The sequence below is a fragment of the Macrococcus armenti genome, from assembly GCF_020097135.1.
Taxonomy (GTDB): Bacteria; Bacillota; Bacilli; order Staphylococcales; family Staphylococcaceae; genus Macrococcoides; species Macrococcoides armenti.
On sequence record NZ_CP083608.1, the window covers coordinates 36,792 to 50,413 of the forward strand.

Sequence of the window (13,622 nt, forward strand, 5' to 3'; positions counted from 1 at the left end):
ATCATGAAGTATTGGATAATACCTTGTAATATAAAATCATACGATGTAATAGGTGCTTTTCAATCATTGAAATCTATTGATTGGAAGCAAAGTAGGAACCTCAAGTCAGCTGAAGTAGGGGATATGGTATTAATTTATGTATCAGCCCCATATTCATGTATTAAGTATGTATGTAAAATTAAAGTGGTTAATAAACCAAAAGTAACGATTGATGATAGAAGTTTTGTTATCAATGGTGAAAATTATGTCGATTATGGAAATCATATGGAGTTAGAGTTAGTTAATGAACTTGAGGAGGGTTCTTTAAACCTAAAAGCATTACAAGAGAATGGTATGAAAGGTGCAGTCCAAGGACCACGTACAGTAAAAGGAGAGCTATTAGATTTTGTTTTGAGACATTTACCTTCAGATACTGAAGAATCTCAATCTGAAGAAATCTTGTTAGAGAACGTTATTTATAAAGAGGGTAAGATAATACAGCAATATGGAACTAGATATGAACGTAATCCAAATCTAAGAAAAAAAGCGATTGAAATACATGGTGTGACTTGTAAAGGTTGTGGATTTAATTATGAAGAAATGTATGGAGAAATTGGTAAAGGATTTATTGAGATTCATCATATAAAACCAATGTCCAGTATAAAAGAGGAAATAATAGTTGATCCAAAAACTGATTTAGTACCATTATGTTCAAATTGTCATAAGATGGTTCATAGAAAAAAAGAAAAGCTACTAACAATTGAAGAATTGAAGCGGTTAATTTCAAAATAAGTATAGTAATATATAGGGGTATTAATAAGAAAAACAGAGAATTGCACTCTAAGTTGAATGAAGCGGTTAATAAAATTAATAATTCATTTAGATTTTTTCAAAGTAGACAAGCTGAGATAATGGCAAATAAATCGGAATTAATAATTAAGGGAAATAAAATTGAATTAGAACTGTTAAATAATATTGGTAATGAAGGCATTAAAAGAGGATGGGCATTTACACAAAAAATATCATATGAACTTCAGTATTCCATAATAATGAATGAAATAGAAGGTAAAAGTAATTCAGATAATTACAAAATATTATTAGAATCAGTATACAAAAGCGTAATGGATGAATTAGCGGATATTCTAGATGGGCAAGGATCACATTATTTGAAGAACCAATGGGAATTAGTTGAAAATAATATGCTAATACAATTTGTGCCTTATCACATGATTTTAATCGAAAAGTTAATGAGGGAGACAATAAATCCTTCAGAAAATGATAAATTTATATCGAATGCAAATCTTCGTAATAAGATGAAAGAGAAAGTTAATATTATTGAGAAGCATATCGAAAAAAATACCATACGAAAACATGAATAACTTCGATTTTTCAATGAATTTATTGTCAAAAACATATAATACATTAATAATGAAAGATTTATATTTGTCAGCTCATAGTCAAGAAAACAAAAATATTTAAATTATTAACCGCCAAAACGTTTTACACTATTATATAAATTTTGATGAGATTCATGAAAGAGATTTTCACCAACTAATGTTTGTAATTATATGTATGATAGATTTGTATTATCTATTACACGAAATTGAATTTGATTATTAATAGGTAGAGTCAGGAATACTCAATATAAAGTAAATCGTACAAATAGCTATAAAAGAAAAGGAGAGCATAATGTGAGTATCGAACAAAAATTATTTGATGAAGCTAAATCTTTTATTATTAAACGTTTCCCTAAAGGATGGGGAGGTGCTGCGGCGATGTATTCCAAGAAAGGTGAAATTTATATTTCAGTTGCTCCCGAGGTTATAAATACTTCAACAGAATTATGTATTGAAACAGGAGCGATTTTAGAAGCTCATAAATTTGATGATATTATTACACATAGTATCTGTGTTGTAAGAGATGATGAAAATAGTGAATTTAAAGTTTTAACACCATGCGGTACATGCCAAGAAAGATTACTTTATTGGGGGAACAATGTTAAGGTGGCTGTCACTAATGACAGTGATAATTTAGAATATAAGTCATTAAGAGAGTTACAACCGTTCCACTGAACAAATGCATATGATGATATCGAATATAAAGAGTATTTATAAAATCTAATTATAAATAGAGAGGAACAATTAAATGAAAACATACATACTGCAACACGTACCATTCGAGAATCCAGGGATACTTGAAGAATTAAATGCAAAGGTTATTAAGTTATATGAGAATAATCATATCTTACCTGAGGAAAAGGATATCGATATGCTTATTGTACTAGGTGGTCCTATGAGTGTACATGATGATATTCCGTGGCTTAATCATGAGAAGGAACTAATAAAAGATTTGATAAAAAATAATAAGCCTTTACTTGGAATATGTCTTGGTGCTCAGTTAATCGCAGAAGTTCTTGGTGGTAAAGTTTATTCTAACCCTAAAGGAAGGGAAGTTGGATTTGGTATTATTAACAAAGAAACTAATGAATACTCGTTCCTTCCTCAACAGTTAGATGTATTGCACTGGCATGGAGATACCTTCACATTACCTGATAAAGCAAAAAGACTATACAGTTCAACGCATTGTGAGAATCAAGCCTTTATCTATAATAAAAATGTGATTGGATTACAATTCCATATGGAAACGACAAAAGAGACGTTAAGTGATTTGGTGGAAGCGGATCGTGAATATATAACAGGTAACGTTTTAAACAATACAGAGGAAGATACTATGACATATGATATCTCTACTGAAAATCAGGAAGTATTACTAAGTATGGTGAATTACATAAGTGGAGGTCAACTAAGTGGAAAGTAGAGTACATAAAGAACTATTAGAAACATTTAAGAAACTGACACCGATGGATTTGTCGGAAGAAAAGCTTCCTTCAATACGAACAGCTAATAAACTGTTAATCAAGCCTTATATTGATGAAGCGATTACTCAGAAAGAATACTTTGCCAAGTATGATGAGGAGGATATACAAGTTAGGCTTAAAGTCTATGCTCCTGTGAATCAGACAGATACATTACCTGTGGTGTTATTCATCCATGGTGGCGGTTATATGTTTGGATCGGTAGAGGGTAACGATGCTAAATGTGCACGATATGTAAAAGACGTGAATTGTGTTGTAGTATCTGTAGATTATCGATTAGCACCAGAGAATCCATATCCTGCAGCAATTGAAGATTGTTATCTAGCACTTCAATGGATTGTTGAAAATAAAGATCAACTTAATATTGATGTTGATAGACTTGCAGTGGTTGGAGGAAGTACAGGTGGTGGACTAACGGCAGCCTTGTCATTATTAGCAAGAGATCGTAAAGGTCCAAAAATTAAGTTTCAGATGCCGTCATTCCCAATGATTGATGATAGTTGTACAACATATTCAAGTAATGAATTTAGTGATAAAAGAGTGTGGAGCAAGGAACTGAATCAGTTTGCCTGGTCTATGTATCTGAAAGGTGTTGAAGGTGAGACACCTAAGTATGCTGCACCAATGCGTGAAACAGACTTTAGCAATTTACCACCTACATATACAACAGTTGGTTCACTTGATCCGTTTAGAGATGAGACGATGAACTATGTAAGAGTATTAACAGAAGCAGGCGTACCTGTTGAGTTTCATTTATATCCAGGTGGATACCATGAGTTTGAAGCGATGGTTCCTGATTCTGAGATAAGTAAAAGAGCTATATCAGATTCTATTAGAGCGCTAAATGAGGCTTTAAATACAAATTAATATGTAAGGGGTATTTGAAATGTCGGAATATCTTTGGTTTGTTGTTTTCATACCATTATTTATTGCTTTAATAGTCGCATTTAATAATAAAGATAATAATCAATAGATGATTAGCTTTTCTTAAGAACCATTTTAGGTATGAGTATTATCCACTTAGTGATCTTTGGAGGTTTTATTTTGGAATCCAATAATATATGGAATAAAATTTTTGAGGGTAGAGAAGTTGTTATAAAACAAGACAAATGGAACGAAGAGTATGAAGGTTTAAATATTTCAAGTGAAAATTTTAATTTTAAAAGTAGATTAGCAAAGAAAACTCCTAAGAAACCTGGATATTTCGTTGCTATATGGAAGAAAGATTCCCTTAATAAAAATATACCTTTTAATGAAGATGATATTGGCGATTACCTTGTAATTAATATTCTTGATGACTATAATGAAGGCCAGTTTGTTTTCCCTGTTTCGATCCTAATCGAAAAAGGTATTGTCAAAGCAGATAATTCAAAAGGCAAAATGGCTTTTAGAGTCTATCCGCCATGGGTCAAAGATTTGAATAAAACTGCAATGGTTAGTCAGAAATGGCAGACTGAACATTTTTATAAGATGGGTGAATATAAGTTTAATATGTAATATATAGAGCAGTAGCGATTTAAAATTCTAATCGCTACTGTTTATTTTAATATTTTTTGAGAAACTATCCATTAAATTCTCAAAATCTTCATCGCTAATATTCGATTCCGTTAATGTTATTTGATAACCATTAGGATTTACAATCGTCATTTCCTTCGCATTCCACGGCATCTGTTCTAACGATTGTAACACATACTTCTCGGATATCGACTTTGCTATTGTTTCAATATCATCAACAAGAATATTTATGAAACAGCCATTACCACTTTTAAAGTCAACAGACTGAATCAGCATGATATCCTGATATTTTTCCAATCGCAAGTGATTCATAATAACTTCATTATTCTCATTACGAAACTTGAATATACTTTGAAATCCTAAAGTGTGACGATACCACTTCTCAGCTTTTTTTATATCTTTTACCAGTATTTTATTAAACAGCGGTATTTGATAAAATTCCATATCATCACCTCCTTACCTATATCGTAAGGTATAACGTGACGTTAGAGTAAAGAAGGAAATACTATTTTTTATAGGAATTTTGAAATATTTGATACAGATATCTAATTGGTCATAGTATTTCCTAGGAAATAACGACTATAAAACATTTTATAGCCCTTATTCTGTTGTATTATAAAGATATTAGATAGCACGAAATCTTTAATCAAGTTACGGTTAGTGTGAAGGAGCTGTTGAACATGGATGTAGGCAATCAAATTAGATATTACAGAAAAGAGAACGATTTATCTCAAGCAGAATTAGCAGAAAAGATATTTGTTTCAAGTCAGACGATATCGAATTGGGAGAATGAAAGAAGTTATCCAGATTTACATAATTTGATTGAACTTGCTACTTTGTTTAACGTTTCTTTAGACCAACTTGTTAAAGGAGATGTTAAGATGATGAGAAATGCAGTGGATCACAGTAATATGGATAGTTACGGGAATTTAATGATGTTTTTTACATTATTAAGTGCTGTATCTTTTGGTGCTGCTTTAAAATTTAGTGATGGGTGGTTTGGTTTTCTTGTTCCGCTACTTTTGTGGATGATTTCATTTTATTTTGCCAATAAGATTGAGCGATTGAAGAAGAAGTATGATGTTCAAACATATAAAGAGATATTAGATTATATGGAAAACGGTGAAGTAATACAACATACACCTAGAAATGAAAATAAATTTAAAAGGGAAAAAATAATAATCGTGTCATGTTTTACAGCAGCATATGGTATTCTAGTGCTTATTAGTATATTTCTATTCCAATTACTATAATAGGTATTTGAATAAAACTCATAATCTTTTCACAATCGAAAAAGATTATGAGGTTTTTATTTTTTCTAGGATAGGTTATTCATCTAATTTTGTCGTGAGCGATTAAAATGAGTTAGAACACCTTTTAGGTTTTAAGTTAGATATGCAAAAGGTTAAATATTATATTTTAGTGGATGAGCTCTTTTAATGGAGATATAGTTATTAGCAATTAATTTTATTGTTGAAGTTGGTAGCAGTAACGAATAAAGGTAGCACTAAATCAAATCAGTCGCTACTTTTAAACTAAGAAAGTAGCTCCTTAAACAAGTAGCTCCTTAAACAAGTAGCTCCTTAAACAAGTAGCTCCTTAAACAAGTAGCTACTTTCTTTATTTTATTGTCACCTACTAATCCAAGTCCATAATACATTTGTCACGAATATTACTTTTTCTTTGTCTTTCTTTATGTAGTATAGTATATCAAATTTATCCTCTTCGTCTAAATTAACATAATCAGTAAAATTCATTTCCGTTACAGATACCTTACGTGTGAACTTCAAATTATATTTACTTTCAAGTTGTTTGATATAATTAGGAATTTTTTCTGATTGTTCTTGTATAAGGTTTAAATTTAAATCATTATTATCGTCACTAATAATTAAATGACTATTCAAAGCATTTATCTCATCAATGATATACGTAAAAGCCGCAGATTCAGGAATAGAATCTTTAGTATTTTCAATCAGAAAATCAATAACTTGATATTCATAACCACTTATATTTTCGTTAACATAATTTATTTGAGGGACATATAATTCTACATATCCACTATATTCATTTAACTTTTCGTTATAATCATATAATGTCGATTTAAATTTCCTCTTAAGTCCTCTATTTTTCTTCATAAACTCTCACTTTCTATACTTTTATTCTTCAGAAGGTCTCACATTAAAGAAAAGAGGAATTTATAAATCTTGACTTCTCATTTTACTTAATTCAGTTTCTCTTCTTTTCTCATAGTCCTTTTGTCCTTTATCATATTGAGAAAATAATAATACATACGCGATTATTAAAAGTAATGCTAAAGCCCATAAAGGCCAAACATCATTTACATATAAATAACCAGCATATAGTGTACATAAGATAGGAACAATAAGACCTAGAAATTTAAACTTTGTTTTGGATAAAAAATATTGTGAGGCTAATATAGCTGCAAATATTAAAGCATTTATAATATGTTCTGTCATTTTATTTACTCCTTTTCACTGTTATAAAGTTTAATGATCTTTTTAGCATCTTCTAAACTTATTTTTTCATCAATTGCTAATGATTTTACATAGTTTATTAGACCTGAGTTTTCCTCTTGTGAAGCTAATTCTATTTTTTGGATTAAAGTATTGAGTCGAATTCTTACAGTCGGATATGAAACATCATACATTTTGGCAATACTTTTTAAGGAACCCGATTCCAAAACAAAATTCTTCATAAATTCAATATCTTCTTTATCTAGTTTTAATAACCAATCTGGTAACTCATTTCTTTCCATTTTGCTCCCCCAATCTTTAAATTCATTCTAAGGCTTATATTAATAAAAATCAATGTTTAAACAATAATAATTTTAATAAAATTAAAAAATACTTTAACTTTATTTAAATATAGTATAAGATAATGTCATAATACAATTTATGGGGGTAACAAATGTTTAATATTATTGAATTAATTTTTTTAATTTTAGTTTTATTTGGATTGCAACGCTATTTAGCTTCTCGTGATAACAAGTTGTTAGGGTTAGTTGTGCCAATAATTTTTAACGTATATGTAATCTATAATTTTAAATACGTGCACCAAGATATAGATTACTTATGGAATAAAGCTGTAATAGGTAATGTTATTCTACTTTTCGACTTTTATTTAGGTCTCCAAAAAAGAAAAGATAGATATAAAAATGAAATTCAAAGAATGAAATCAAAAGATATCTAAATTGCTGTTTAAAATGGGAGGATATATGAAAAAATCAAAAGTAAACTATAATAAAAGAGCTTTTACAATCTATGGAATTATGCTGTTAATAGCCATTTTAACTTTTATTATTTCACTCGTGTTTTATCCATCAGATGAAATATTTAAAGAGATAAATAATAAGAGGCCTGCAAACTTGGAAGAATTAAAAGGACTTGATAAAGTATGGATGTATATAGCAAATAATGCTTTCGTCGTACCATTACAAATGTTTATTCTAGCATTATTACCTGTGCCATTTCTTTATTTTCTAAATGTAATATCTGCCTCAATTATTACTGGAATTGTTTTTGGTTTCGCCATTCATGTATCACCCAACTTTGGTTGGATATTAGTATTATCATCGACGCCTCATGCAGTGTTAGAAATTCTGGCAATTTGTTTTGTTGCAAGCGGACTATGGTCATTGAACCAATCAATCATTAGAAAAGTAAGTAATTTTTTTAAAAAAGAAAAGAAGTGTGGATTGTCTATTTCAGAATCTATATATAACTTGATCAGAATTTATGTATTCATTGCACTACCTTTATTTATTATTGCGGCCTTTGCCGAAACTTATTTAACAAATTTCATAGAACATATGCTGAAGTAACTGCAAATAAGTTACTCTTTTAATAGAGTTGTTGAGAATTGTTGGAGTAGAACGTATGTTCGTTTTTGTGTTATAATGAATTTAATAAAAAATTCATTAGGTGATGATTAATGAAAAACAAGCTAACTATCGCAGCACAAATTCAGAAGTTAAAGGACAAAGGAATATATTTCAATATTATTAACGAAGAAGATGCACAAAACATTCTACTAGATAAAACTTATCTTTTTAAACTATTCTATTTTCGGAAAAGTTTTATGAAAAATATAGATGGCAGCTATAATGTAGAATTTGCTTGTTTATCGGACTTAGCATCTATTGATATGGAAATGAGATATACATTACTACAACTAACATTAGATATAGAGCATTCTTTAAAGGTTATATTAAACAAATATTTAAGTATGACCCCAAATGAAGATGGATATAATATAATTAATCAGTTTATAAATAAAACAAATGTTACTAAGAGAGATATTTTTAAATATAAAATGAATAACAACGAAGTATATCCTGACTGGAATAAGTTTTATCAGGCTACTCCATATTGGGTGGCTTTTGAAATCATGAGTTTTTATCATTTTGAAAGATTTGTAACTTTTTATTATGAAGTTTCTAAAAATAGGAGATTAAAGTTGGCTAGTAATCAGTTGGTATTAGTGAGGAATATCAGAAATAGTTGTGCGCATAATTCTGTAATTAATGTTCCATTATTTGATGATACTAATGTTACTCCAGAATTAAATAGTTATTTTAGTTTGCATAATATTAACATACATTATAAGCAATCTAAACCCTTTATTGATATTGCAACGCTATTAATGATTCATAATAAGTATTGTAATCAATCAATAAAAAATAGAGCTTCTAGTAATCTTCAAAGGTTATTAGAAAGGTTAATGCTAAATAGAGATTATTATAATGATTACGATTATATAATAAAATATGTTGATAGTATTAGTATGGTTGTTAATCACTATATCAAATTAAACGCTTGCGAATAGATCGCATTTCTATTATTATAGTGAATAAGGAATAAGGGAAGTCCTACCTTGCTGTGTCTAACCACGCGGATAGAGGCGAAAGACATGTCATTTTGGCATGTCTTTTTTGTTTACTATAAATTAATCGCACTTCTAAATGATACGCTGAGTCGTACCATAAATAATTAATCTGTGATTTGATACTATTGATTGTGGTATAATATTACCATTAAAATTGAAAATAAACAAAAGGGCAGTGGCTGAATCGATTACTGCTTTAAGGAAGGGACTTATGGAGTTATAGCTAAAAATCATTATGGCGATAAGGAGAAAACACTATGAACTTGAATCAGTTACCGTTGAAGAATAAAAATATATTTATAACGGGTGTAAGTACAACACGTGGTATTGGATATGCTGTTGCTTTAGAATGTGCTAAACAAGGAGCATCAATTTTTATCCAATATTTTAAGAGTAGTGGAGCACCAGAGGATTTTCAGAAAGTTTGTACTGGGATTAAGCAAAACATTATTGAAGGAGCAAAGTTCAATTATATTCATGTCAATTTTGAAAATGATTCGTTCGTGGATGAAATTGAATTATTTATGCGACAAAATGGGACAATGGATTATATTATTTGTAATCATGCGCTTTCAGGTTATGACGGTTATTTACTAGAAACTACATCTGAGAATTTAGATAAGCATTGGCAAATTAATACGAAATCTAGTATCTTACTGTCCAAGTTATTTGTTGAACAGCATGATCAAAAAAATAGAGGTAAAATTATTTTCATGACTTCTGGTCAAGCCCTAGGTCCTATGCCTAATGAAATAAGCTATGCATTATCCAAAGGAGCTTTAAAAGAAATAGTTAAATCTTTAGCACATGATTTAGCGAATAAAAATATTACTGTGAATGCGATTAATCCAGGTGTGACTAATACCGGATATTTAGATGAATATGACTTAAGCGAATGGGTTGAGAATAATTTTCCATTTGGAAGATTAAGTGACCCTCAAGATACAGCTAATTTGATTACGTTCTTATTATCTGATAAAGGTTCATGGATAACCGGCCAAATTATAAATAGTGAGGGTGGATTTATAAGATAAATAAAAAAGAATTTTATACATCGAAAGATTTGGCGTTATCTGTAATTGGAGGTAGATGGAAAATTGCAATCATCTATCATCTTTTACATGATGATAGATTAAGATTAAGTGAGTTACAAAACAAATTGCCGGACATCAATCAACGTATGTTAATTAGGCAGTTGCGAGAATTAGAGCACGACAAAATTATTGAAAGAACCGTCTATCCAGTCGTTCCCCCTAAAGTAGATTACAAGTTAACAGAAATAGGATTAAAACTTGATAATGTTGTTTCTTCAATTTGTAATTGGGGTGATGACTTTTTGGCAACAATTAATCTTGATAATGGCGATAATTCAAATGAAAAATAAGAAAGGCTAAATCAATAAGAATTGCAAATTACTCAACCGCTATATGGATACTTATTTTAATGGGAACATCAAAGTTGAGATGTTTTTATAAATTTAAGTAAGGGTATGAACTACATATAAGTATCGTATAATAGGGGAGTGTTGTATATGAAGGCGGTAACGTTCAAGGTAAGAAGAAAATAAAAATGAAAAAATTTCTAGATCCAAAGATAATTGAGCCGACTGATGCAATTATTAAGATTACCGCTATTTTAGTTAAATGACAAGATTAAGGAGAAAGCTATGAAAATTATTATTAGAATGATTCTTGGTATATTATTCATCTTCGCAGGGATATTACATTTCTTACGTGAACCCAATTTCTCAAAGATTATTCCGTCGTATGTTCCGTTTAAGAAAGAGATTACGTATATTACAGGTGTAATGGAAGTGATAATGGGGATATATTTATGCATGAGACGTCCAGGTGCTAATGCGAAGAAATGGATCAATCGCTTCTTACTGGCAGTATTTCCTGCAAACGTCTATATGGCGAGAAAGCAGATTCCACTTGGTGACAAGCAGCTGTCTCAACCTGCATTGTATGGAAGATTACCATTACAGTTTGTATTGATGAAATTGATAAAGTGGTTGTAGTATATTTACAAAAAATAATTTTGTGAAAGTTCATCTTAGTAATTGTTATAGTTTATAGCGCGCATAAATTACTCGTGTGATTTATGCGCTTCTTCATTAATCCCTGCTGCTGCGCGTAATCCACTGAATATGCAGCCGCCTAGAAATGTTCCTTCTAAAGCGCCATATCCATGTACACCGCCACCACCGAAGCCTGCTTCCTGATCCAGCATTACAACTTCATGTCCTGATTTCAGCAGTTCGGTCGCTGCAACTAAGCCACTTAGACCTGAACCGATGATATGTACTTTTTTCTTCATGTTTATCTCCCTTTATTTTGCTAATTTTATGTTGAATCTTTTTGTAATTATTAATTTGTATGATGATATCACTATATCAAAAAGAAAGAAACCTTACCTCATAAACTAGATTAACTATGGTAGGGTTTCTATATTGTAGTTATCTTATGTGATGATTATTTCTCGGGAAATCTTATGAAATATATCTTCTACTTCTTATTATACTTACAAATCACACCGCGAACTTTATGTTTTCCAGAAGGCAATTTCTTTTTACCTTGGATGCCGAAGTATTCTTCTAATGTGACATTATTGTATTTGATTCGTTTTGCGTGAGTCGTACCTACATAACGAATATGCCATGGTTCGTACATAAAGCCTGTAATATGCTCTTTACCTTTTAAGTAACGGATGATGAAGCCATATTTATGTGCATTTTTCTGTAAGTACTTAGAAGCTTTCGTATATTCAAAAGCAGTATTCAGTGTACCGTAATTTGTACCGTCTTGAATATCCATTGCAAGCCCTAACTGATGTTCACTTGTTCTGGGTCTTGCTGAAATGCGATTAGCATAGTTTTGCCCATAAGAATAAACATAACTGTTATATAAAGCGTTCTGCGTTGCATATGATCTAAAACCATATGCACCTGGCTGACCTACGATATTTAAAACAATACCTTTCCTTTTAGCATCATCTTTCATTTTTTTAAAAGTTTTAATCATATATTTATTTGCACCCGGATTGTAGTTACGCGACATAGAGTATCTCTTATTTGCAATTGGAACGCCATTAATTTTAGATAATGATTTGTGACTTACTGAAATGTAACAACTTTTATTGGATGTAGCTGCTAATACAGCATGTGATGGTATTAAGGATGAAGTTATGATGATACTAGTCAATGACACTTTAGCAAATATTTTCATAATTTAGCTCCTAAATGTATATTATTGTAAAAATTATTATATGATGCAATATTATCTTATTCAATATAATTTAATAAGATAACATTACGATTATGGTTATGAATTTGATTCATGCTATAATCTTTATATCTTATTTTTAGGGGTTGATGATATGAGGCATAATACTATGTCATACATCATACGTAATTGTACTTTATTAATAAATTAAGAAGTACTTTACAATGTATATTCATTTCAAAGAGTACTTCAAACAATGATATGGAGGAATAGGAAATGAATCAAATTAAAGTTTATGAGTTTGTTAAAGTAAAGACACTCATTTATCAGTTAATCAGACTATATAGAACTAATGATATTAAGGCGCATAGTACACAAAAAACCGTTTTGTTAAACGAGATTGAAGATATATTTCAGTCGTATGGAATAGATGTTACAGAGTTTATTAAGGCGATTGATGATGTACAGCTTACGAAAAAGAAAGCTGATCATTTATTAGAAGGTATGAAAGTACATGTTCAGGACTTTGATATGCCAACACAAGCACAATTAAATAAGTTGTTTCGTAAAGTGAAGAAACTAAAAGCGCCTGATGTCAATACGATGGATACGAAAGAAACGTCTTACCTTGGATGGAATGATGTGTCGGCGAATAGAAAGTATATTGTGTATAAAAATGAAGCTGATCAGTTTGAAGGTATTTATGGAGAAATTTCACCAAATAAAGTGAAAGGGTTCTGCAATATATGTAATGCGGAATCAGATGTTGCGTTATTTTTAAATAAAACGAAACAAAATAAGAGTGAAGGCACTTATACGAAGAAAGGTGATTACATTTGTCACGATAGTGTGAAGTGTAATCAAAACTTAGAAAATATAGAAGCTTTATATGAATTTGTTGAACGTACGAAATAGTTGGCCGACAAAAATAGCCGGAGTACATACTGTGTACTTCGGCTATTTTTTGTCTTTATTGCAGAGATTGAGGAGTTGTTTATTCTGTTTAACAATCTCATCTGTATTTCTTCTGATTTTATAAATATCCATGAATATTAGAAAAAATATTATCATCAATACTAAACTAATAATTGTATCTCCCATTTACATATTCCTCCAGAATTTTA

Annotated in this window: 20 protein-coding genes; 14 read left to right on the forward strand and 6 right to left on the reverse strand. The window is 30.2% G+C overall.

Going from position 1 to position 13,622, the window contains the following annotated elements; genetic code table 11:
- Positions 1-3: 3 nt before the first annotated feature.
- From LAU42_RS00175 to LAU42_RS00200, 6 genes are all read left to right on the forward strand, one after another.
- The gene (locus LAU42_RS00175; protein WP_133454062.1) at positions 4-771 is read left to right on the forward strand and encodes an HNH endonuclease; all 768 of its coding nucleotides are present in this window, start codon (positions 4-6) and stop codon (positions 769-771) included.
- 119 nt (positions 772-890) lie between these two features.
- Positions 891-1,358, forward strand: coding sequence for a hypothetical protein (locus LAU42_RS00180; protein WP_224183743.1), 468 nt, complete (start codon positions 891-893; stop codon positions 1,356-1,358).
- A gap of 312 nt (positions 1,359-1,670) precedes the next feature.
- Positions 1,671-2,051, forward strand: a complete 381-nt coding sequence (locus tag LAU42_RS00185; protein WP_224183744.1) for a cytidine deaminase — start codon at positions 1,671-1,673, stop codon at positions 2,049-2,051.
- Between the two features lie 73 nt (positions 2,052-2,124).
- Positions 2,125-2,796 (forward strand): type 1 glutamine amidotransferase, encoded by a 672-nt coding sequence (locus LAU42_RS00190; RefSeq protein WP_224183745.1) that lies wholly within the window; start codon positions 2,125-2,127, stop codon positions 2,794-2,796.
- Positions 2,786-3,721, forward strand: coding sequence for an alpha/beta hydrolase (locus LAU42_RS00195; RefSeq protein ID WP_224183746.1), 936 nt, complete (start codon positions 2,786-2,788; stop codon positions 3,719-3,721). Before LAU42_RS00190 ends, LAU42_RS00195 begins: the two co-directional genes overlap by 11 nt.
- Positions 3,722-3,898: 177 nt before the next feature.
- On the forward strand, positions 3,899-4,351 hold the full coding sequence (locus LAU42_RS00200) for a MepB family protein (protein WP_224183747.1): 453 nt from the start codon (positions 3,899-3,901) through the stop codon (positions 4,349-4,351).
- 27 nt (positions 4,352-4,378) lie between these two features.
- Here the strand turns inward: LAU42_RS00200 and LAU42_RS00205 are convergent, their stop codons facing one another.
- A complete protein-coding gene (locus LAU42_RS00205) occupies positions 4,379-4,813 on the reverse strand; it encodes a VOC family protein (protein WP_224183748.1) in 435 nt (144 codons plus the stop codon).
- 236 nt (positions 4,814-5,049) lie between these two features.
- On the opposite strand from LAU42_RS00205, the gene LAU42_RS00210 reads away from it, so the two are divergent.
- Positions 5,050-5,622, forward strand: coding sequence for a helix-turn-helix domain-containing protein (locus LAU42_RS00210; protein ID WP_224183749.1), 573 nt, complete (start codon positions 5,050-5,052; stop codon positions 5,620-5,622).
- A 378-nt stretch (positions 5,623-6,000) separates the two neighbouring features.
- On the opposite strand, the gene LAU42_RS00215 is transcribed toward LAU42_RS00210, so the two are convergent.
- Genes LAU42_RS00215 through LAU42_RS00225 form a run of 3 tightly spaced genes read right to left on the reverse strand, consistent with a single transcriptional unit; the run spans position 6,001 to position 7,145 of the window.
- Complete coding sequence (locus LAU42_RS00215; RefSeq protein WP_224183750.1) at positions 6,001-6,504, reverse strand: hypothetical protein; 504 nt, start codon at positions 6,502-6,504, stop codon at positions 6,001-6,003.
- Positions 6,505-6,564: 60 nt separating this feature from the next.
- Complete coding sequence (locus tag LAU42_RS00220) at positions 6,565-6,846, reverse strand: hypothetical protein (RefSeq protein ID WP_224183751.1); 282 nt, start codon at positions 6,844-6,846, stop codon at positions 6,565-6,567.
- Between the two features lie 5 nt (positions 6,847-6,851).
- Positions 6,852-7,145 (reverse strand): DUF2089 family protein, encoded by a 294-nt coding sequence (locus LAU42_RS00225; RefSeq protein ID WP_086041478.1) that lies wholly within the window; start codon positions 7,143-7,145, stop codon positions 6,852-6,854.
- 152 nt (positions 7,146-7,297) lie between these two features.
- Between LAU42_RS00225 and LAU42_RS00230 the strand changes: the two genes are divergently transcribed.
- The 6 genes from LAU42_RS00230 (at position 7,298) to LAU42_RS00255 (ending at position 11,294) form a co-directional block, all read left to right on the forward strand.
- Positions 7,298-7,579, forward strand: a complete 282-nt coding sequence (locus LAU42_RS00230) for a hypothetical protein (RefSeq protein ID WP_164952786.1) — start codon at positions 7,298-7,300, stop codon at positions 7,577-7,579.
- Between the two features lie 25 nt (positions 7,580-7,604).
- Positions 7,605-8,210 carry a stage II sporulation protein M gene (locus LAU42_RS00235; RefSeq protein ID WP_224183752.1) on the forward strand — a complete coding sequence of 202 codons (606 nt, stop codon included), beginning with the start codon at positions 7,605-7,607 and terminating at the stop codon, positions 8,208-8,210.
- 110 nt (positions 8,211-8,320) lie between these two features.
- Positions 8,321-9,214 carry an Abi family protein gene (locus tag LAU42_RS00240; protein ID WP_224183753.1) on the forward strand — a complete coding sequence of 298 codons (894 nt, stop codon included), beginning with the start codon at positions 8,321-8,323 and terminating at the stop codon, positions 9,212-9,214.
- Positions 9,215-9,531: 317 nt separating this feature from the next.
- Positions 9,532-10,308, forward strand: a complete 777-nt coding sequence (locus LAU42_RS00245) for an SDR family oxidoreductase (protein ID WP_224183754.1) — start codon at positions 9,532-9,534, stop codon at positions 10,306-10,308.
- A complete protein-coding gene (locus tag LAU42_RS00250) occupies positions 10,296-10,658 on the forward strand; it encodes a winged helix-turn-helix transcriptional regulator (protein WP_224184703.1) in 363 nt (120 codons plus the stop codon). The genes LAU42_RS00245 and LAU42_RS00250 overlap by 13 nt, the downstream gene beginning before the upstream one ends.
- 282 nt (positions 10,659-10,940) lie before the next feature.
- On the forward strand, positions 10,941-11,294 hold the full coding sequence (locus tag LAU42_RS00255) for a DoxX family protein (RefSeq protein ID WP_224183755.1): 354 nt from the start codon (positions 10,941-10,943) through the stop codon (positions 11,292-11,294).
- Positions 11,295-11,362: 68 nt separating this feature from the next.
- Here LAU42_RS00255 and LAU42_RS11820 read toward each other — a convergent pair whose 3' ends face one another.
- Both LAU42_RS11820 and LAU42_RS00265 read right to left on the reverse strand, forming a co-directional pair.
- Complete coding sequence (locus LAU42_RS11820) at positions 11,363-11,599, reverse strand: NAD(P)-binding protein (RefSeq protein ID WP_420908213.1); 237 nt, start codon at positions 11,597-11,599, stop codon at positions 11,363-11,365.
- A gap of 182 nt (positions 11,600-11,781) precedes the next feature.
- Positions 11,782-12,501 carry a M15 family metallopeptidase gene (locus LAU42_RS00265; protein WP_224183757.1) on the reverse strand — a complete coding sequence of 240 codons (720 nt, stop codon included), beginning with the start codon at positions 12,499-12,501 and terminating at the stop codon, positions 11,782-11,784.
- Between the two features lie 273 nt (positions 12,502-12,774).
- Here LAU42_RS00265 and LAU42_RS00270 point away from each other — a divergent pair, with 273 nt between their 5' ends.
- Positions 12,775-13,413 (forward strand): FusB/FusC family EF-G-binding protein, encoded by a 639-nt coding sequence (locus LAU42_RS00270; protein WP_224183758.1) that lies wholly within the window; start codon positions 12,775-12,777, stop codon positions 13,411-13,413.
- The last annotated feature ends 209 nt before the right edge of the window (positions 13,414-13,622 follow it).

What these genes read in the sequence shown, in the direction of transcription:
- LAU42_RS00205 (WP_224183748.1), bottom strand. Translation starts at nt 4,813, where the DNA reads ATGGAATTTTATCAAATACCGCTGTTTAATAAAATACTGGTAAAAGAT.
- LAU42_RS00240 (WP_224183753.1), top strand. Translation starts at nt 8,321, where the DNA reads ATGAAAAACAAGCTAACTATCGCAGCACAAATTCAGAAGTTAAAGGAC.
- LAU42_RS00255 (WP_224183755.1), top strand. Translation starts at nt 10,941, where the DNA reads ATGAAAATTATTATTAGAATGATTCTTGGTATATTATTCATCTTCGCA.
- LAU42_RS00180 (WP_224183743.1), top strand. Translation starts at nt 891, where the DNA reads ATGGCAAATAAATCGGAATTAATAATTAAGGGAAATAAAATTGAATTA.
- LAU42_RS00270 (WP_224183758.1), top strand. Translation starts at nt 12,775, where the DNA reads ATGAATCAAATTAAAGTTTATGAGTTTGTTAAAGTAAAGACACTCATT.
- LAU42_RS00225 (WP_086041478.1), bottom strand. Translation starts at nt 7,145, where the DNA reads ATGGAAAGAAATGAGTTACCAGATTGGTTATTAAAACTAGATAAAGAA.
- LAU42_RS00245 (WP_224183754.1), top strand. Translation starts at nt 9,532, where the DNA reads ATGAACTTGAATCAGTTACCGTTGAAGAATAAAAATATATTTATAACG.
- LAU42_RS00215 (WP_224183750.1), bottom strand. Translation starts at nt 6,504, where the DNA reads ATGAAGAAAAATAGAGGACTTAAGAGGAAATTTAAATCGACATTATAT.
- LAU42_RS00220 (WP_224183751.1), bottom strand. Translation starts at nt 6,846, where the DNA reads ATGACAGAACATATTATAAATGCTTTAATATTTGCAGCTATATTAGCC.
- LAU42_RS00175 (WP_133454062.1), top strand. Translation starts at nt 4, where the DNA reads ATGAAGTATTGGATAATACCTTGTAATATAAAATCATACGATGTAATA.
- LAU42_RS00210 (WP_224183749.1), top strand. Translation starts at nt 5,050, where the DNA reads ATGGATGTAGGCAATCAAATTAGATATTACAGAAAAGAGAACGATTTA.
- LAU42_RS00235 (WP_224183752.1), top strand. Translation starts at nt 7,605, where the DNA reads ATGAAAAAATCAAAAGTAAACTATAATAAAAGAGCTTTTACAATCTAT.
- LAU42_RS00230 (WP_164952786.1), top strand. Translation starts at nt 7,298, where the DNA reads ATGTTTAATATTATTGAATTAATTTTTTTAATTTTAGTTTTATTTGGA.
- LAU42_RS00265 (WP_224183757.1), bottom strand. Translation starts at nt 12,501, where the DNA reads ATGAAAATATTTGCTAAAGTGTCATTGACTAGTATCATCATAACTTCA.
- LAU42_RS00190 (WP_224183745.1), top strand. Translation starts at nt 2,125, where the DNA reads ATGAAAACATACATACTGCAACACGTACCATTCGAGAATCCAGGGATA.